Annotated in this window: 15 protein-coding genes; 7 read left to right on the plus strand and 8 right to left on the minus strand. The window is 68.2% G+C overall.

The window, feature by feature from the left end; all coding sequences use genetic code 11:
- The first annotated feature begins 86 nt into the window (after positions 1 to 86).
- From AS181_RS10660 to AS181_RS10670, 3 genes are all read left to right on the plus strand, one after another.
- Complete coding sequence (locus AS181_RS10660) at positions 87 to 2,258, plus strand: glutamine synthetase III family protein (RefSeq protein ID WP_058251564.1); 2,172 nt, start codon at positions 87 to 89, stop codon at positions 2,256 to 2,258.
- Between the two features lie 237 nt (positions 2,259 to 2,495).
- Positions 2,496 to 3,995 (plus strand): SulP family inorganic anion transporter, encoded by a 1,500-nt coding sequence (locus tag AS181_RS10665; RefSeq protein WP_058251678.1) that lies wholly within the window; start codon positions 2,496 to 2,498, stop codon positions 3,993 to 3,995.
- Positions 3,996 to 4,015: 20 nt separating this feature from the next.
- Positions 4,016 to 4,429, plus strand: a complete 414-nt coding sequence (locus AS181_RS10670) for a MerR family transcriptional regulator (RefSeq protein ID WP_058251565.1) — start codon at positions 4,016 to 4,018, stop codon at positions 4,427 to 4,429.
- Positions 4,430 to 4,449: 20 nt separating this feature from the next.
- Here the strand turns inward: AS181_RS10670 and AS181_RS10675 are convergent, their stop codons facing one another.
- Both AS181_RS10675 and AS181_RS10680 read right to left on the minus strand, forming a co-directional pair.
- Positions 4,450 to 5,328, minus strand: coding sequence for an SDR family NAD(P)-dependent oxidoreductase (locus tag AS181_RS10675; protein ID WP_137811479.1), 879 nt, complete (start codon positions 5,326 to 5,328; stop codon positions 4,450 to 4,452).
- A 75-nt stretch (positions 5,329 to 5,403) separates the two neighbouring features.
- On the minus strand, positions 5,404 to 7,002 hold the full coding sequence (locus AS181_RS10680) for a PucR family transcriptional regulator (protein WP_058251567.1): 1,599 nt from the start codon (positions 7,000 to 7,002) through the stop codon (positions 5,404 to 5,406).
- 74 nt (positions 7,003 to 7,076) lie between these two features.
- On the opposite strand from AS181_RS10680, the gene pruA reads away from it, so the two are divergent.
- The 3 genes from pruA to AS181_RS10695 all read left to right on the plus strand — a co-directional run bounded on the left by pruA (position 7,077) and on the right by AS181_RS10695 (position 11,415).
- On the plus strand, positions 7,077 to 8,723 hold the full coding sequence (gene pruA, locus AS181_RS10685) for an L-glutamate gamma-semialdehyde dehydrogenase (RefSeq protein ID WP_058251568.1): 1,647 nt from the start codon (positions 7,077 to 7,079) through the stop codon (positions 8,721 to 8,723).
- On the plus strand, positions 8,723 to 9,673 hold the full coding sequence (locus AS181_RS10690) for a proline dehydrogenase family protein (RefSeq protein ID WP_058251569.1): 951 nt from the start codon (positions 8,723 to 8,725) through the stop codon (positions 9,671 to 9,673). The genes pruA and AS181_RS10690 overlap by 1 nt, the downstream gene beginning before the upstream one ends.
- Before the next feature lie 482 nt (positions 9,674 to 10,155).
- Entirely contained in the window at positions 10,156 to 11,415 is a 1,260-nt protein-coding gene (locus AS181_RS10695; protein WP_058251570.1) for an HNH endonuclease signature motif containing protein, read from the plus strand.
- 295 nt (positions 11,416 to 11,710) lie between these two features.
- Here AS181_RS10695 and AS181_RS10700 read toward each other — a convergent pair whose 3' ends face one another.
- The 6 genes from AS181_RS10700 to AS181_RS10725 all read right to left on the minus strand — a co-directional run bounded on the left by AS181_RS10700 (position 11,711) and on the right by AS181_RS10725 (position 17,658).
- The gene (locus AS181_RS10700; RefSeq protein ID WP_058251571.1) at positions 11,711 to 12,259 is read right to left on the minus strand and encodes a hypothetical protein; all 549 of its coding nucleotides are present in this window, start codon (positions 12,257 to 12,259) and stop codon (positions 11,711 to 11,713) included.
- A 9-nt stretch (positions 12,260 to 12,268) separates the two neighbouring features.
- Positions 12,269 to 13,843 carry an FAD-dependent oxidoreductase gene (locus tag AS181_RS10705; RefSeq protein ID WP_058251572.1) on the minus strand — a complete coding sequence of 525 codons (1,575 nt, stop codon included), beginning with the start codon at positions 13,841 to 13,843 and terminating at the stop codon, positions 12,269 to 12,271.
- Positions 13,840 to 14,685: an FAD:protein FMN transferase gene (locus AS181_RS10710; RefSeq protein WP_078113428.1), complete on the minus strand. Its 846-nt coding sequence runs from the start codon at positions 14,683 to 14,685 to the stop codon at positions 13,840 to 13,842. The genes AS181_RS10705 and AS181_RS10710 overlap by 4 nt, the downstream gene beginning before the upstream one ends.
- 38 nt (positions 14,686 to 14,723) lie before the next feature.
- The gene (locus AS181_RS10715; protein ID WP_139114203.1) at positions 14,724 to 15,290 is read right to left on the minus strand and encodes an FMN-binding protein; all 567 of its coding nucleotides are present in this window, start codon (positions 15,288 to 15,290) and stop codon (positions 14,724 to 14,726) included.
- Between the two features lie 65 nt (positions 15,291 to 15,355).
- A complete protein-coding gene (locus tag AS181_RS10720; protein WP_058251573.1) occupies positions 15,356 to 17,107 on the minus strand; it encodes a substrate-binding domain-containing protein in 1,752 nt (583 codons plus the stop codon).
- Between the two features lie 113 nt (positions 17,108 to 17,220).
- Entirely contained in the window at positions 17,221 to 17,658 is a 438-nt protein-coding gene (locus tag AS181_RS10725) for a type II toxin-antitoxin system Rv0910 family toxin (RefSeq protein WP_058251681.1), read from the minus strand.
- Between AS181_RS10725 and AS181_RS10730 the strand changes: the two genes are divergently transcribed.
- A complete protein-coding gene (locus AS181_RS10730; protein ID WP_058251682.1) occupies positions 17,636 to 18,256 on the plus strand; it encodes a DNA-3-methyladenine glycosylase in 621 nt (206 codons plus the stop codon). The two genes, AS181_RS10725 and AS181_RS10730, sit on opposite strands and share 23 nt — an antisense overlap.
- The last annotated feature ends 8 nt before the right edge of the window (positions 18,257 to 18,264 follow it).

Here is an 18,264-nt window from a genome sequence, read left to right on the forward strand (position 1 = left end):
GAAGCGCTCGCAATTGCGACAAACGGCGTACCGACGTCGTCGTGCGCCCCCGCGCACAGGGGGGCCCAGATCATCCAGGAGTGTCCATGAGTGGCAGCATGTCCCGCCGACAGGCGATCGAGGCCGTGACGACCTACGACGTGTCGGCGCCGGGGTTCACCGAACCCCTCGCAGACACGTTCGGGCGCAATGTGTTCAGCCTGTCGGTCATGAAGAAGCGGCTGCCCAAGCACGTTTTCAAAGCGGTCGCCGCGACCGTCGACACCGGCTGCGCGCTCGACCCCACCCTCGCCGACTACGTCGCGGTGGCCATGAAGGACTGGGCCATCGAGAAGGGCGCCACCCACTACGCCCACGTCTTCTACCCGCTCACCGGTTTCACGGCCGAGAAACACGACTCGTTTCTCGAACCCGACTCCACCGGCGCATCGCTCGCCGAGTTCGCGGGCAAGACGCTGCTGCAGGGCGAGCCCGATGCGTCGAGCTTCCCGAACGGCGGGCTGCGCGGCACCTTCGAAGCCCGCGGCTACACGGGCTGGGACGTCACCAGTCCCGCGTACATCCTGGAGAACCCGAACGGCAACACCCTCTGCATCCCGACGATCTTCATCTCGTGGACCGGCGAGGCCCTCGACAAGAAGACCCCGCTCCTGCGCAGCCAACAGGCCATGAGCAAGCAGGCCATGCGGTTGCTCCGCCTCTTCGGCCACGACGACGTCGACACCGTCGTCTCCTACGCCGGCGCCGAGCAGGAGTACTTCCTGATCGACGAGCACTTCTTCTATGCGCGACCAGATCTCATGACCTGCAACCGAACCCTGTTCGGCGCACCGCCGTCGAAGGGCCAGGAGTTCGACGACCACTACTTCGGTGCCATCCCGGAACGAGTGCTGTCGTTCATGATCGAACTCGACCGCGAGCTGTTCAAGCAGGGGATCCCGGCGAAGACCCGGCACAACGAGGTCGCGCCCGGCCAGTTCGAGATCGCACCGGTCTTCGAGCGGTCGGTCCTCGCCCACGACCATCAGCAGCTGATGATGACCACGATGAAGGCCGTCGCCGAGAAGTACGGCATGAAATGCCTGCTGCACGAGAAGCCGTTCTCCGGCGTCAACGGTTCGGGCAAGCACGTCAACTTCTCGCTCGGCAACGCCAATCAGGGCAACCTGCTCAATCCCGGCGACACCCCGCACGAGAACATGCAGTTCCTGACCTTCTGCGGCGCGATCATCCGCTCGGTGCACCTCTACGGCGGGCTCCTCCGCGCGGCGGTCGCCTCGGCGTCGAACGATCATCGTCTCGGCGCCAATGAGGCTCCGCCGGCGATCATCTCGATCTTCCTCGGCGACCAGCTGATGGACGTCTTCGAGCAGATCGCCAAGGGCGGCGCCACCGGTTCCAAGGCCGCGGGGGTCATCGAACTCGGGGTCGACACCCTGCCGCCCCTCAAAGCCGATCCGGGGGATCGCAACCGCACCAGCCCCTTCGCGTTCACCGGCAACCGGTTCGAGTACCGCGCACCGGGTTCCAATCAGTCGATCTCCGATCCCATGGTCGCCATCAACACGATCCTCGCCGACTCCATCGACTTCATCGCCTCGGACCTCGAGAAGCTCCTCGCCGACGGTCTCGAACTCGCGGACGCCGTCCAGAAGGTGTTGCAGGAGATCGTCAATGCCCACGGCTCGGTCATCTTCAACGGCAACGGCTACTCCGACGAATGGCAGGAAGAGGCCGCCGCCCGCGGACTGAAGAACCTACGGACGACGGTCGACGCGGTGACGGAGTACACCTCGCCGGAGGTCGTCGAGATCTTCGAGAAGTACGGCGTGCTGTCGGCCCGCGAACTCGAGGCCCGCGAGGACGTCATCTTCGAGTACTACGCGCTCACCCTCCTCGTCGAGGCCAAGGAGACCGCGGAGATCGCCAAGACGATGATCATGCCGGCCGCGATCCGGTACCAGGGTGAGCTCGCCGGGACCGCGGCGTCGCTCAAGATGGCCGGAATCGAGGCTCCCACACCGCTGCTCGAGGAACTGACCGGACTGATCAGCACGTTGCACGACGGGTTGACGGCCCTCGATGCCGGTATCGCCGGCATGCACGGCGAGTCCACCTTCGAGGAGTCGAAGTACGCGCTGGAGAAACTGGTCCCGGCCATGGCCGCGGTCCGCGAGGTCGCCGACACCCTCGAGTCCATCGTCGCCGACGATCTGTGGCCGCTGCCGACCTACAACGAGATGCTCACGATTCTCTGATCCCGCATCGTCGGCACGCCCCCTGCGCATCGCGCAGGGGGCGTGTTGTTGCGCGCCTGGAGTTGTGTGGCGTGACGCCCATCCGCGCCCCCGCATTTGCATCTCTACCCTCCCGTGAGGGTAGAGTTGGCCCGTCCTGCGGGGCGGCGTCGGCCGTCGGAATCGCCCGACGCCGCGAGGGTGGGTGACCCCTTCCGCGACAGACGTTTCCGTTACCTCACGAAAGTCGAGACGCCGATGACGGCCGAGGTGCTGACTCCTGCCCGACAACAGTCGGTGCTGGCGACCCTGCGCTCCCCGCGGCGCCTGCGTACCGAGGTCCTCGCCGGTCTCGTGGTGGCGCTCGCGCTCATCCCCGAGGCCATCTCGTTCTCGATCATCGCCGGGGTCGACCCGCGGGTGGGCCTGTTCGCCTCGTTCACGATGGCGGTGACGATCGCCATCGTCGGCGGCCGTCCGGCGATGATCCCCGCCGCCACCGGGGCGGTGGCGCTGGTGGTGGCCCCCCTGGTCGCCAGTCACGGCCTGGATCACCTGATCGCCGCGGTGCTCCTCGCCGGGGTCATCCAGATCGTCCTCGGCGCAGTGGGTGTCGCCCGTCTGATGCGGTTCATTCCGCGCAGCGTGATGGTCGGATTCGTCAACGCACTGGCCATCCTCATCTTCACGGCTCAACTCCCCCACCTGCTGGGGGTGCCGTGGCTGGTCTATCCCCTCGTCGCGGCGGGGCTTGCGATCATCGTCGGTCTGCCGCGGCTCACCACGGCGATCCCATCACCACTCGTCGCGATCGTGCTGCTCACTGCGGTCACGCTCGCGGTCGGGTTCTCCGTCCCCGACGTCGGCGACGAGGGCGACCTGCCGGACAGTCTGCCCACGTTGTTCTTTCCCGACGTCCCGCTGAACTGGGAGACGCTGTCGGTCATCGCGCCCTACGCCTTCACCATGGCACTCGTCGGCCTCCTCGAATCGCTGATGACCGCCAAGCTCGTCGACGACCTCACGGACACCCACTCCGACAAGACGCGTGAAGCCACCGGTCAGGGCATCGCCAACATCGTGACCGGTCTCTTCGGCGGCATGGGCGGGTGCGCGATGATCGGCCAGACCATGATCAACGTCAAGGAGTCCCGGGCCCGCACCCGCATCTCGACGTTTCTGGCCGGACTCTTCCTGCTCATCCTGGTCGTCGGGCTGGGTGACATCGTCGCGCTGATCCCGATGGCCGCGCTCGTCGCCGTCATGATCATGGTGTCGGTCGGCACCCTGGATTGGCACAGCGTCAACCCGAAGACCTTGCGGCGCATGCCGAAGAGCGAGACGGCCGTGATGCTCGCGACCGTCGTCGTCACCGTGACCACCCACAATCTCGCGTACGGGGTGATCGTGGGCGTCCTGACGGCGATGGTCCTGTTCGCGCGCCGGGTCGCCCACTTCACGGAGGTGGTCGATGTCGCCGATCCCGAACCCGGAACCCGCGTCTACGCGGTGCGGGGCGAGTTGTTCTTCGCGTCCAGCAACGACCTCGTGTACCAGTTCGACTATGTCGGCGACCCGGACGACGTCGTCATCGACATGAGCGGCGCACACATCTGGGACGCGTCGACGGTCGCTACGCTCGATGCCGTCACCACCAAGTACGCAGCCAAGGGCAAGACCGCCACCATCGTCGGCCTCGACGACCACAGCGCCGAGCGTCATCGACGCCTCAGCGGACAGCTCGGCGGCGAGGGCTGACCGGGTAGAGAGGACAGGTCGTGACCGACGACGGGACCGACACCGCCGAGCACCTGCAGATCGGCACGGTGGCAACGGAAACCGGGTTGTCCATCAAGACGATCCGCCACTACGACGAGGTCGGTCTGGTCGTCCCGTCCGCCCGCTCGGCCGGGCGCTTCCGGCTGTACACCCGGGCCGACATCGATCGGCTGTTCGTGATCCGGCGGATGAAGCCACTCGGTTTCACCCTCGACGACATGCGCGCACTCCTGCATGCCGAGAGCGTCCTCGACGACTCCGACGCGGCGCCGGCGGACCGGCGGGCGGCGCTCGAGGCGGTCGCGGAGTTCCGGCAGCGCGCACGACTGGCGTGCGAGAAGCTCGAGCGGCAACTGGAATATGCGCACGAACTCACCGCTCAGCTGTCGGATCGACTGACCGATCCGGCGTGATCCGGCCGGGCACGTGGGCCCTACCCCAGCGGCCACCGGGTGCCGGTGCGGGCCTCGGCCTCGGTCCAGAGTCGACCGGCCAGCTCGTAGTCGCACGCCGCGAGCGATCGGCCCGACAGCACCGGTCGGCCGCGCAGTCCCCACGGTCCGTCGACCCCCACGTAGCTGCCCGGCGGGATCGGCTCGGTCAGGCAATGCAGGGTGGGTGCCGCGCCGGCGTCGAGATCGTTGCCGACGACACCCGCCAGGCCCTGCGCCGCGCGGTGCAGAACGCCCAGGCCCGGCTTGTTCGAGATGTTCGACGCGGCCCAGCCGGGATCGGTGAGCATCGAGGTCACCGGCGACCCGACGTCGCGCAACCGTCGGTCGAGTTCGAGACCCCACAGCATCACCGCGAGTTTCGACCCGGTGTAGGCCCGCGGCGACGACCACCGGGTGCGTCGGAGGTCCAGGTCGGCGGGGTCGATGCGGGCGCGGCGATGCCCCTCCGAACCCACGGACACGATCTGCCGCCTGATGCGTGGCAGGAGCAGGTTGGTCAGGGCGAACGGCCCGAGGAAATTGGTGCCCATCCCGAGTTCGAATCCGTCCCGCGTCGTCCGATGCTGATGCGGGAACATGCCGGCGTTGTTGACCAGCACATCGATCGGGCCGTCGAGTTCCTCGACGAAGGTCCGCACCGAGGCGAGGTCGGCGAGATCGAGCCGGATCACCTCGCAGTCACCGCCGAATTCCCGTGCGCGCCGGGCGCCGAGATCGGTGTCGCGGACGGCCAGGACCACCTGCACACCGGCCCGGGCGAGCGCGCGGGCGGTGGCCATCCCGATACCGTTCGTCGCACCGGTGACGACGACCCGCGAGCCGGTCAGGTCGGACAGGGACTTCGACGATGAGGGCATGGGCGCCACGGTACCCACCGGCCGGCCGGGCGGGGTGGCACTCGGTCGGGGTGGGACTCGGGGGCGCAGCGACTCTCACCGAACGCGCAGGGACAGCGCCACGACGAGACGCGTCGCCGGGTCGTCGAGATCCATCCCGGTCAGGGTCTGCACTCGACGGATGCGGTAGCGCAAGGTGTTCGGATGGACGTGCAGCGCCGCCGCTGCCGCGCGGACGTCACCGAAATGGTCGAGGTAGGCGCGCAACGACGCGGTGAACTCGCTGCCGCTGCGAGTATCGAGATCCGCGAGCCCGGCGACCCGGCTGTCGACGAGATCGGGGTTCTCCGAGAGCAATCCGATGATCTCGGCGAGCAGCACCCCGGTGCGGGATCGCTCGACGGTGGTGACGTCGTCGATCAGGTCGGCGTCGCGACCGGCGGCGTCCAGGACACGATCGATCGCAGAGCGCAGATCGGTTGCGGCGGCGATGGTGTCGGGGCCGGCGACGACCGCGCGTGCCGGCACGCCGAATTGGCGGTCGGCGGCGTCGACGGAGATCCGCGCCCACGTGACGGCGTCGTCGAGCGGGACGCCTGGGAGCACGACGTACGCGCGGTCACCGATCGTGACCGTGACCGACAGCGGACTGAAAGCGCTGGCGTGCAGCATGAGTGCCGAGACCTGCCCGGCGCGGATGCCGTCGGGGGCCGTGAACCCCACGATCGTCACCGTGGCGGTCGGCGCGATGCCGAGCTGGGCGGCGAGGTGGGCCGCGTCGACCGAGACTCCGCCGACACCGAGGAGTCGCCGGACCCGCTGATCGTGGTCGGAGCCTGCCGAACGCCGTCGCGAGATCACCTGGGCCGCAACAGCTGCGGCGCCGACGAGTACCTCGTCGGTGTCGCGGGTCGGCGGGCGCGACCCCTCCTGCAGCCAGACAACCCCCATCAGGACGTCGGAGCGATCGCCGTGTGGGCCCGACGCCGGACGGATGGCGACCGCGCGACGCGGCCGAAGTCCGAGATCGGTGCGAGCCTCGACCGTCACGACGCCGGACGACTTCCGGACCGCGTCCATCACGCCCCACTCCCGCAACCAGGCCAGCATCTCCGGCGGCCCCTCGCGGCCCAGGATCGACAGTCTGCGCAACTCGTCGGCCTCCTCGCCGGCAGAGCTGTAGGCGAGGACGTGCGCGTGCTCGTCCTCGATGCTCACCAGACCACCGGTCCGGCGGGCGACCTCCGCGGCGAGCTCGAACAGGTCGCCGGTGCTTCCCGACTCCATGGACTCGCCGCTCCCGAACGCGCCGCGTGCGGCGTCGAGCACCCGGGTGACGAGGTTGTAGATGCGTTCCCAGCGGGCGTGCGGATCGATGGCGATGACCGCGATGCCCAGTCGTTCGGCGAGGCCGACCAGGGTCTGGGTGGGATTCTTGGCCAGTACGGCGACCGGGCGGTGCGCGCCGAGGCCGCCGAGCCACTCCACGACGACGTCGTCGGCGAGCCCGACCAGGAGGAACAGGTCGGCCGATCGGGCGGCATGCCCGAGCCCGTAGTGCACGTCGTCGGCGTCGACCATCGCCATCGTCGACACCGGCGTGTCGAGACCGCGGGGCGACGAGACCAGGGTCGCAACGGTCTGATCGAGGGCGAGGACCAACCGCCCGAGCGCGATACCGGCCGTCTTGTCCATACGGACAAGACTACGAGACCCACCTCGGCCGATCGGCCATATCGCGACGTCGAAGGGGACGGTGGACTGAGGTCATGGATGCCATCACCACTCCCCCTCGACCGTCGAACGAACCCGTCCACAGCTATGCCCCCGGCTCGCCCGAGCGTGCGCGCATCGTCGACGAGCTGGCGCGACAGTCGCATGCCGGCCGCCGCGAGTTCCCGCACATCATCGGCGGACACCTGAGCCTCGGGGCGGGTGAGGAGATCGACGTCGTCCAGCCCCACGCACACCGCGAGGTACTCGGCTTCATCACCAACGCCACCCACGACGACGCCCGCGCCGCGGTGGACGCCGCTCGCGCCGCCGCCCCCGACTGGGCGCACACGAGCTTCGACGACCGCGCGGCCGTGATCCTGCGCGCCGCCGAGCTCCTGGCCGGACCGTGGCGCGAGCGCATCGCGGCGGCGACGATGCTCGGTCAGTCGAAGTCGGTGCAGCAGGCCGAGATCGACGCCCCATGCGAGCTCGTCGACTTCTGGCGGTTCAACGTCGCCTTCGCCCGTGAGATCCTCGCCGAGCAACCGGAGTCGTCGCCCGGGGTGTGGAACCGGCTCGACCACCGTCCACTGGACGGGTTCGTCTACGCCGTGACCCCGTTCAACTTCACCGCCATCGCCGCCAATCTGCCCACCGCCCCCGTGTTGATGGGCAACACCGTCGTCTGGAAACCCTCCCCCACCCAGGCATACTCGGCGCAGTTGACGATGGCGCTGCTCGAGGCCGCCGGATTGCCGCCCGGGGTGATCAATCTCGTCCACGGCGACGGTGCCGCGGTCTCGGATGTCGTTCTCGCCGAAGAGAATCTGGCCGGAATCCATTTCACCGGGTCGACGAGGACGTTCCGTCATCTGTGGCGTGAGGTCGGTGCCAACATCGAGCACTACCGGAACTACCCGCGCCTCGTCGGCGAGACCGGTGGCAAAGACTTCATCGTCGCGCACGCCTCAGCCGAACCTCATGCGTTGCGAACGGCGTTGACCCGTGGCGCTTTCGAGTATCAGGGACAGAAGTGTTCGGCGGCGTCGCGCGCGTATGTCGCCAGGTCGGTGTGGGAGCGGATGGGTGACGAGTTCCTCGGCGAGGCCGACGAACTCACCTATGGCGACGTCCGAGATCTGACGAACTTCGGTGGTGCGGTGATCGATCGGCGCGCGTTCGACAAGCAGGTCGCGGCCATCGACCGGGCCAAGTCGTCGGCGTCGCTGACCGTCGCGGTCGGCGGCGTCTGCGATGACACCGAGGGTTACTTCGTCCGACCCACGGTCTTGGTGTCCGACGACCCGACCGACGAGGCGTTCGCCACAGAGTACTTCGGTCCGATCCTCGCGGTTCACGTCTACGACGACGCCGACTACGAGAACGTTCTCGGCCTGGTCGATTCGACGGCGCAGTACGCACTCACGGGGTCGGTCATGGCGACCGATGTCGCCGCGGTGGCCCTTGCCTCCGACCGGCTGCGGAATGCGGCGGGCAACTTCTATGTCAATGACAAGCCCACCGGCGCGGTGGTCGGGCAGCAACCCTTCGGCGGCGGCCGGGCGTCGGGGACCAACGACAAAGCCGGGTCGAAGCAGAACCTGATGCGCTGGACCTCGACCCGCACGATCAAGGAGACGTTCTCACCTCCCACGACCTCGTCGTACCCGCACATGGTCGCCGACTGGACGGCGCTGTGATGGGGTCCGCCTTCGACACCGTGCTGCGGCCCGCGATCGTCGCGGCATCGCGCAGCGAACGGATCAAGGACGCGTCCCAGCGGTGGCCGGTCACCGGACGAGTGGTCCGCCGATTCGTGCCGGGCGAATCGCTCGACGCCGCCATGGCCGCCGTCGGGGCCGAACTCGCCGACGGACTCTCCGTCTCGGTCGACTTCCTGGGCGAGGACACCCTCGACGAATCCCAGGCGGACGCCACGGTGACCGCGTATCTGGCTCTGCTCAAGTCTCTGTCGGGACGCCGTCCGGCACCTGCCGGGTCGTTGGAGGTGTCGCTGAAGCTGACCGCGCTCGGTCTCGCACTGCCGGAGCACGGCGCGAAGATCGCCGAGGAGAACGCGCGCACGATCGTCGAGGCGGCCGATGGCCTGGACGTCGTGGTCACCGTGGACGCCGAGGATCACACCACCGTCGACCAGCGGCTGGCGATCGTGCGGTCGTTGCGCTCCGAGTTCCCGGAGACCGGGACCGTGCTGCAGGCCTGCCTGCGCCGCACCGAGGACGACTGCGCCGAATTCGCGGCGTCGGGCGCCCGAATCCGGTTGTGTAAAGGCGCTTATGCCGAACCGCCCGCGGTCGCGTTCACCGACCGCCGCCAGGTCGACGACAGCTATCAGCGGTGCCTCCGGATACTGATGAAGGGCTCCTGTTATCCGATGGTCGCAAGCCACCACCCCACGATGATCGACGCCGCGAGAATCCTCGCCGACGAATTCGGTCGCGCGCCGGACAGCTGGGAACACCAGATGCTGTACGGAATACGGGCCGACGAGCAGCGCCGGTTGGCAGCCGCCGGCGCACGCGTCCGGGTCTACATCCCCTACGGCGAGCAGTGGTACGGCTACCTCGTCCGACGCCTGGCCGAACGTCCGGCGAACCTGGGGTTCTTTCTGCGCGCACTGGCCGGGTGAGGCCCCCGACCAGTCGACTGTGCGGCAGTGGGCCACTGCTTCCTGATCCGAAACGCTGGATCTGCGGTTGCCGGAGCGCGGAAAGCCGCCCGCGGGGTCGAGCACAGCAACTACCAGAGGGCGGTGGGCCGGCGACCGCCAGACTCCAACTCGACCGGCAGACTTCGATCGAGGTCTGGGAGTCGAGTTGAAGTCTGTCGGTCACAATTCGGGCAGATACGCGAGACAGTCCCGCCGGCTGAGGTCCAGTGCGCTCTTTGGCAGCACCACACCGCCGGCGCGCGACGAAACTCAGCCCGAATCCCCTCGGACTGCCTCGATCGAATATTAGCCAGGATCCGAGATCATGCGTGACTGAATTTCGACCACTGTCGACGATTGCTGCACAGCCAACGCGAATCGACGCACTGTCAACGAAAAACACTGCACAGCCGACGAATTCGCGCGTCTCGCGCCTGTGGAAAACCCTCGAAATCGAACGAATGTTCCTGTACCTTGGAGTCATGCCAGAGCTAGCCACTCTCCTCGATCAACTCATCGGAACCACCCCACCCACCGACGACCCAACGGGCAGAGCAACATTCGACGCCCTCGACACGTGGCGCCTGATCCGCAACCTCGCGGACCACCAGATCGCCACGCACGCAGCGCAACTCGACGCCCTCCGAGTCGCACAGAGGACCGGTAGCACCACCAAGAAGCTGCTGATCGAGTCTGGACATGCGCCGGCCTCCGCCCTCCGCACCATGCGGAGTGTCGACGCGCTGCCCAACCTGCCCGCTTTGGCGCGTCATGCCGCCGATGGGCGGCTGTCCGGCGAGGTCGTCGATGCCATCGTCCGCGGCATGAACGAGCTCGATAGACGTTGTGGTGAGGCGCTTTCCGGCGACGAGCGCTCGCGGTTTGAGATCGAACTCATCGCCCAAGCACTATCCGGTGCAACACCGACTGAGGTGCTCAAGCATGCTCACGTCATCGGCAACGCTCTCGCCGATGCTTGTGGCGCAGGAATCCGAGCGTCGGACGATGCAAGCTTGAACTCGGTGAACGCACACACCACCGACGACGGCCGCGTCGAAGTCCGCGCCGACCTCACCCAGGTCGTGGGCGAGAAGTTCCTGACGATGATCGATGAGCGCTCGTGCCCCAGGCCCGAACCCGACGGCGCCGAAGATCGACGCACCGCCGAGCAACGCCGCGCCGACGCCTTCGAGTTGATCCTCGACCAAGCAGCGATCGGCGCTACCCTCGATACCGTTGGTTCCCCGCGCACTCAATTGATGCTGACCATCCCCGCGACCGGAGACCTCGCAACGCTGCCGTGGACCGGATCGGTCAGCCATGCCACCGCGAAACAGGTGTCGTGCGACGGCTCGCTCACGGAGATAATCCTCGATAGTGAGGGCGTACCACTACAGATGGGTCACACCCGCCGGTTGTATCCGTCACACTTACGCAAAGCGATCATCGTCCGCGACGCGTGCTGCGTCAAATGTGGTGCACCGCCGTCCCATACGCAGGTGCATCACATCAAGTCGTGGGCCGAGGGTGGACCCACCGACCTCGACAACGGCTGCCTGCTCTGCCAACGCTGCCACACCCAAGTCCACCACCACGGCTGGGACATCGTCATGGGGTTCGACCGCCACCCCTGGCTCGTCCCACCCGCCAATATCGACCCGCACCGCCGACCACTACCCGCCTACAACAGACGCACCATGCGACTCGACGACGCCGCCTGACCGGCCCTCCGACACACACTTTCGCGCAGCACCTTTTCGCACCCGGCCATCGCCCGGGACCGCTTCCGTCCCTTGACAACTCCACAGTGGGATTGCTGGTGTTCAGCACGTTGCGCTACCGGCTCGACTGTCAAGGGCACCGTCCGCCAGACAGCCGCCAACAGCAGGGGCCGGTGTGCCCGCTCACGGTCCGTCCCGGGTCAGGCGGCCGCCAATTGCGAACGGGGAGACAGACTGCTGAGCCACTTCGGAGTTCGCCACCCATCACCTCGCCCCCCGGGTCAAGGGGTAACGGTTACATCGGCTGCGCCCGCCGCACCTGGTCGGCGGCGCGGGCGGCGTCGAGTTCGACGTCGGTGCGCATGACCGCGGGGCCGACGCTCAGCGTCCCCGACGTCAGCGGTTGCGTCCGAAGTCCACCACGTCCGATCAGGGCTTTGCGCACCCCGTCCCCGGCAACGGTGTCCATCCACGAACACGGATGAGCAGGGCGTCCGCCGCGGAACCGGATCGGACCCGACCCGGTGTCCAGCTCGAACTCCCGTCCCCGCAAGGGATCGAGCTCGACACCGCGCACGACGACGTTGCGGCGGGCCAGAACAGGATCGGCGTCAGCCGCCGCCGCCATCCATGCTTCGAGCGCCAGAAACGTCACGGCCGCCTCGGTGTGGGCTCGGATTCCGTAGAAGCGATCACCACGAATCCCCTTGTCGGCGACGATCTCCACCGAGGCTGGGGTGCGCGTCTCGACCTCGTCGGCCGGGCCGTCTTTCGGCCTACCGAAGTAGGCATGCTTCGGCGAGACGACGAATATGACCATCTCGCAGTGGTATTCGAACTCCATCAGACGCGGTCAGTATCCGGAGAACGAGTCGGTGTGGACACGCCACGGCCGGGACCGCCGCGTACCGTCGAGGCGGCGGACCGCCGCCGACGTCCGTTCGACGAACGCAGGCGTACCTGACACGTAGTAGTGGGCGCCGGCAGCGCTGGGCCCGATGAGTTCGGCGAGCCGGGCGGGATCGTCGATCCCGTCGGCTAGTTCCGGCGCCTCGACGGTCGCAATGCGCGCGTTCGCGGCCCGGGCGCTCTCCAGGTCATCGGCGTATACGGCACGCCCCTGATCTCGCAGCACGTGCGCGATGGTCAGGCCGGAGAGATCGTGGCCCGACTGCACCAGCTCCCGCACCATCGACACGAACGGAGTGATCCCGATCCCGGAGGCGATCAACACCACCGATCCGGTCGCCGGAAACGACCGCGGCAGCACGAAGTCCCCTCCGATCTCGTCGACGTAGACCCGGCGTACGTTTCCGTCGACCAGTGCTGCCTTGTAGGTCGACGGCGCCGCGGCGACGGTGAAGCCGAACTCCACCGGTTGCTGCCGGGGCGCGGACACGAACGAGAAGACCCGCCGCGAACCCGACCACAGCGGCGCCGACCACCGCGGCACACTGACACTCGACCACTGCCCCGCCTGGAACACCGCTGCGCCACCGACCGGTTCACCGCGCACCGCGTAGGTTCGGTCGGCAACCGGGACGGTGACGACGTCGAGCGGCACCCGGCGCGCAGTGCCCGATACCAGTCGGACGAGGAACGCGTACAGGCATCCGACGAGCAACGCCACCTCGGGCACGAACGCCAACGTGTACGCGTCGGTGATCGCAATCGTGTACTGGCAGTGCATGAGCACACCGACCAACGCCGCGTACAACAGTCGGTGCAGCTCGGTGGCCGGCGACGTCAGCGGCTCGGGCAGCATGATCGCCGCCACGAACAGCATCGGACTCGACACCACCCATGTGGACAGATCCTGGCCGCCGCGTACCAGTTCGACGACCCCGATCGTGACAAGGGAGGCGCCGATGAACACCAGGGCCAGTCGCCACTCGCGGATCAACGTCACGACCACCGCACCGATCACGACCATCGGGACGAACAGCGGATCGGCGGCCACCCACCAGAACGGGAAGCTGATGCCCTCGACACCGGCGTATGCCAGCGCGTAACAACCGACCGCACCCGTGACCGCGGGATTGACGATCAGCCGACGACGCCATGCGAGAACATATTTCGACGCCGCGGCGATGGCGGCGCCCACCGCGACGGTGGCGACGGCGGTGTCCTCCGAGCCGCCGGGCAGGACGAAGAACAGGATCAGTCCCGTGATCAGCCACGAATCCGAGTTCGGCGGCACCCGCAGCACGCCGGCGCAGACGTAGCTCACGACCCCGCTGACCCCGACCGCGACGACCAGCCACACCGCCAATTCGTCCGGACCGTAACCGAAGTCGGCATCGGTCGCCGAGACGACGAAAGCGACTGCGGCCAGCACCACCAGCCCGCAGAGCACCGCCCGATACGGGGTCAGGTGCCGCCGGGCCGCGTCGATCGGCGAGAGCAGCTGCGGCAGAAGCGTTGTCACAGGAACAACTCCAATCCGGGGATGGCGGTGTGTTCGACGCTCCCGTTGCGTCGGATGGTCACGTGATGAAATCCCTCACGGTGATGGTCAAAATCGCCGCGCAGGAACGCCGCAGGCGTGAAGAACAGCGCCGTCGCCAGGCCGTCGGCCTCCATCGCCGACGGCGCGATCACCCAGGTCGCCAGCACCTCCCGCGCGGGCGAGGCGGTACGCGGATCGACGATGTGGTGCCAGTCGGCCCACACCCGCCGATTGCTCGCCGAGGCGCAGACCGCGCCGCCGGCAACGGACACGACGCCGATCGCCTTCGTCGTGTCCAGCGGATGCTCCAGCGCCACCCGCAGTCCGCGGGAACGCGGCGATATCACCATGTCCCCACCTGCGTCGACCACGAAGTCGTCGACGTGGCCGCCGACGATCTCCGCCACCCGGTCGACCGCGAATCCCTTTCCGGCTGCGCCCACGTCGAGCAGAGCCGGTTCGCGAATCTCCAGCGCACCGACGTGCTCACCGATCACCGCCTCCCAGGCCGGCGCCGTCGGCACCCGCGCCGACGCGCGGAGCGTGTACGCCGCGTCGTAACCGGCCTCGGCGAGCGTGCGCCCCACCAACGGCGACACCGCGCCGCCGGTGAGGCCGTACAGACGGCGGTACCAGTCGACCAGCGGTTGGTCGGAGTCGGCGATCGGGTATCGCCCCGCCTCTCTGGCCATCTGCGCGACCGTCGAATCGTCCCGGAACCGTGACCAGGCCCGGTCGATCCGGTCGATCTCGGTGTTCACCGCGTCGACGACATCGGCGGGAAGTGTTTCCGGGGTGCTGATCGTCCACCGGGTGCCGATCGCATCGAACGCCCAGTGGTGCGCGGTGCCGACGGAGGTCAGGCCTGCGCCTCCTGTTTGATCTGTTCGATCGCCTCGTTGAAACCGCCGGAGGTGAGCGACGAGCCGGACACCTTGTCGACCTCGATCTCGTCGATGTTCTTGCCCACCACGACGTCGGAGATGCCGCCGGCGAACTTGCCCTGGTACTCGAGCGACGGGCCCTTGGTCTGGCTGGTGTCCACCGACACGGCGGTGATGACCGAGTTCGACAACGTGACGGTGACCCCGACGCTCTGCGGACCACCCGGCGAGATGTACTCACCGCGCGCCGTGTACTCGCCGTCCTCGTACTCGCCGGAGCCCGCGTCGGCGGCCTCGGTGGCAGCGGAGCTGCCCGTCGCGGCGCCGGTCGTCGTGCCGGTGGCCGAGTCGTCCGACCCGGAGTCCTCGGACGAGCATGCGCCCGCCACGAGTCCGACCACCGCCATCGCCGCGACCACCCCGCCGGTGCGGGCGAGGACGGACGATCCCCGCGGGCTGCGGGACGGGCGCGAAGAACCGGGGCCCGGTTCGGCGATCGTGCTCGGGTCGAGGGTCTCGGTTGGCTCTGGGGTGTGCGTCATGCACCAATTGTGCCGATTGCGCGGCCATTGGTCCCGGCGACGGCCGCGGCGCGTTCCGAACGGTCTCAGCGTCCCGCGGCTGCGACCCTCGCCTGGATGGCGTCGACGAAGACGGTGCGGATGTCGGCCGCGTTCTCCGCGACGTAGGTGGTGCCACCCGTGGCCTCGGCGATCTGCTTCAGCGCATCGGAGTCGGCATCGTCGGAGATACCGATCGTCAGCACCAGCACCGGTCGTGCCGGATCCTCCAGGCGCTTCAGTTCGGCGAGCAGATTGTCGAGCGTGATGCTGTCCGGGTCCTCGTTCTGACCGTCGGTCATGATGATGACGCTGTTGGAGTAGTTCGGGTCGTAGGTGTCCTGCACCTTCTTGAATGCCGCGAGGGTCGTGTCGTAGAGACCCGTCCCGCCCCCGAGGTCCGACAACCCCTCTTCGACGGCCCGGCCGAGCGCGTCCCGATGCGTACCGCTCCCCGAGCGGGCATCGAGGCGGCGGATCGGGGCGAGCTCCTCCCAGTCCTGTCCGGGCCCGCCCTTGTTCACGCTGAACGCCCAGCCGCCGATCATCGTGTTGTTGGGGAAGAGCTTGAGTCCGGTCTGGGAGGCGTCGATGAGCAGGTCCGCCCGGGTGGTGCCGCCGGCCGGTGTCTCCATCGAGCCGGAGGTGTCCTGGACGACCAGCGAGCGGATCGGCACACCAAGTACCTGCCACTGCCGCAATGCCTTGTCGACGGACGACGGGTCGCGCAGCTCCAGTTCCTTGACCGGCTGACCGACACCGTTTCCGTCGGTGTCGCGGTATCCCGAGTCGGCCAGCGCTGCGCGACCGGCATCGGTGTTCAGCGCGGTGACGAGGGCCGCCCCGGCGTCGGCGGCCGCCTGCTGGCGCGCCGCGGGAGCCGTGTTGACCAGCGGATAGTCGAGCATGACCGTGCCCGCCGCGGGGATCGTCGACGTCAACTGCGAACCCTGGTGCGTGCGCATGAACAGATCGAACTGTTGCTCGGTGGTGACCACCGGGACGCCCGAGGTGTTGGCCAGGTTCAGACGCGTGCCCTCGTTGTCGTTGGCCAGGCGCGCATTGTTCTGCTGGATGGCGAGGATGGTCATCGCCTCGGTGAAGTCCTCGTCGGCGAGCTCGCCGGAGTCGACCGCGGCGAGAGCACCGATGATCGGGGCGTCGCCGGTGCTGGTGTCCACCGGGCTGCCGGTTCGCAGATCAGGCAACTTCATGACCTCGACCCAGGTGCCCAGCTCGGGTACGTCGGTGCCGGCGACGACGGTCGGGGTCGACGCGATCGACGGCGACACCATATCGAGGTCACGACGCACCTGGGTCGTCACCCGGCGAGCCTGCACCTGCGAGTCCGCGACCCAGAGGTCCGGAGCCGCTGCACCCTGGGTGAGCAGGCCGGGCACATCCGCACCCGCGGCCGTCTGCACGTCGTAGTCGAAACACGAGTCCGCGGACGCCTGCCGCGCCACCTCGCGCAGCGGACCGGTCATCGCCGAGTCCGACGCGACGGCGACCCGGGTCCGGTCCCCGCAGCCACCCGCACCCGTCTGCCAAATGATGACGCCGGTCACCAGGGCTACGACGACCAGCAGGACCGCACCCGCCCACAGCCATCCCCCGCGGCGGCCCCCATCGGTGTTGCGGTGCTCGAAGCCGAAGTCGTCATCGCTTCCCGACCGGGCATCGTTCGACCTGCCTCTGTCCGATGAAGTCTGGGCGCGTGGCGGAACCGCCCCACCCGACCGGTCGTTCCCGTTCCACTCGTTTCCGGCGCGATCGGCGCCGGAGCTGTGACGCCCCATTGTTCTTTTCCCGTTCCCCTCGTACGGCGGCGGTCTGCAGACCCGCCTCTCGCGTGGTCGCCGCACGACGCATCGACGCATCGGCGGTCGCGGCCCGCGTGTTCACGCGTGGCTCAGCCGAACACCTCGCGGAATTTCAGCAGCGACTTACGCAGATCCCCCGACACCGCCATGGCCGCGGTCTTACCCACGGGCCCGATCAGCGGCAGCCCACCCAGATCAACAGTGAAGGTTACTTCCGATCCGCTGGAAGTGGGAGCGATGCCCAGATCCAGCTTCGCCTTGACCCCGCCTTTGCCGTTGCCCTTGAGGCGGACGTGCGAGACCGGCTCGAACTTCTCGACCACCCAGTCGAAGCGGACGCGGGTGCCTTTGACCCGCACGATCGAGGAGACCTCGGTGCCCTTGCGAAGGTCGGCGGACGCCGGGATCGGGCTGCGCCACGTCTCGTGGATCACCAGCCATTCGCTGTACCGCGAGAGATCCGATGCCGCGGCCCAGGTATCTTCCGGTGACAGATCAACGCCGATGGAGTCACTCGTCTTCGCCATGACCCAAGAGAGTAGTGCCCCCGCCTCCGCCGCCGAACAGGCACGTTCGCTGCTGGGCTCGCGGGTGACCGGGCACGGGGTGACGATCCGGCTGACCGAGGTCGAGGCGTACGCCGGTCCCGACGACCCGGCGTCGCATGCCTACACCCGAACCGCCCGCTCGGAGATCATGTACGGGCCCCCGGGACGGTTGTACGTCTATCGCATCCACGGCCACCATTGCGCGAACGTCGTCGTCGCCGGGCCGGGACCCGCTGCTGCGGTGTTGCTGCGCGCGGGCGCGGTGGTCGACGGCGTCGACCTCGCACGCGCCCGGCGCGGTGCGACGCGCTCGGGGCCGGTCCCCGACGCGAAGCTCGCCAGCGGGCCGGGCAACCTGTGCCGTGCCCTCGGGCTCACGATGGCCGACCTCGACACCGATCTCGCCGACCCGTCGACCCCGGTCACCCTCGACCCCGGGGCACCGCGTCCGGGGGAACGCGTCGTCGCGGGGCCTCGGGTCGGGGTCCGCCGCGCTGCCGACCTGGCGTGGCGGTTCTGGATCGACGCCGATCCCACGGTGTCGGCGTATCGCCGACATCCGCGGGCGCAGCTCTGAAAACTACT

The sequence above is a fragment of the Gordonia sp. SGD-V-85 genome, assembly GCF_001456905.1.
Taxonomy (GTDB): domain Bacteria; phylum Actinomycetota; class Actinomycetes; order Mycobacteriales; family Mycobacteriaceae; genus Gordonia; species Gordonia hongkongensis.

Coding starts and splice junctions, on each gene's coding strand:
- AS181_RS10660 (WP_058251564.1), top strand. CDS start 87: ATGAGTGGCAGCATGTCCCGCCGACAGGCGATCGAGGCCGTGACGACC.
- AS181_RS10665 (WP_058251678.1), top strand. CDS start 2,496: ATGACGGCCGAGGTGCTGACTCCTGCCCGACAACAGTCGGTGCTGGCG.
- AS181_RS10675 (WP_137811479.1), bottom strand. CDS start 5,328: ATGCCCTCATCGTCGAAGTCCCTGTCCGACCTGACCGGCTCGCGGGTC.
- AS181_RS10680 (WP_058251567.1), bottom strand. CDS start 7,002: ATGGACAAGACGGCCGGTATCGCGCTCGGGCGGTTGGTCCTCGCCCTC.
- pruA (WP_058251568.1), top strand. CDS start 7,077: ATGGATGCCATCACCACTCCCCCTCGACCGTCGAACGAACCCGTCCAC.
- AS181_RS10690 (WP_058251569.1), top strand. CDS start 8,723: ATGGGGTCCGCCTTCGACACCGTGCTGCGGCCCGCGATCGTCGCGGCA.
- AS181_RS10695 (WP_058251570.1), top strand. CDS start 10,156: ATGTTCCTGTACCTTGGAGTCATGCCAGAGCTAGCCACTCTCCTCGAT.
- AS181_RS10700 (WP_058251571.1), bottom strand. CDS start 12,259: ATGGAGTTCGAATACCACTGCGAGATGGTCATATTCGTCGTCTCGCCG.
- AS181_RS10715 (WP_139114203.1), bottom strand. CDS start 15,290: ATGACGCACACCCCAGAGCCAACCGAGACCCTCGACCCGAGCACGATC.
- AS181_RS10720 (WP_058251573.1), bottom strand. CDS start 17,107: ATGGGGCGTCACAGCTCCGGCGCCGATCGCGCCGGAAACGAGTGGAAC.
- AS181_RS10730 (WP_058251682.1), top strand. CDS start 17,636: ATGGAGTCACTCGTCTTCGCCATGACCCAAGAGAGTAGTGCCCCCGCC.
- AS181_RS10725 (WP_058251681.1), bottom strand. CDS start 17,658: ATGGCGAAGACGAGTGACTCCATCGGCGTTGATCTGTCACCGGAAGAT.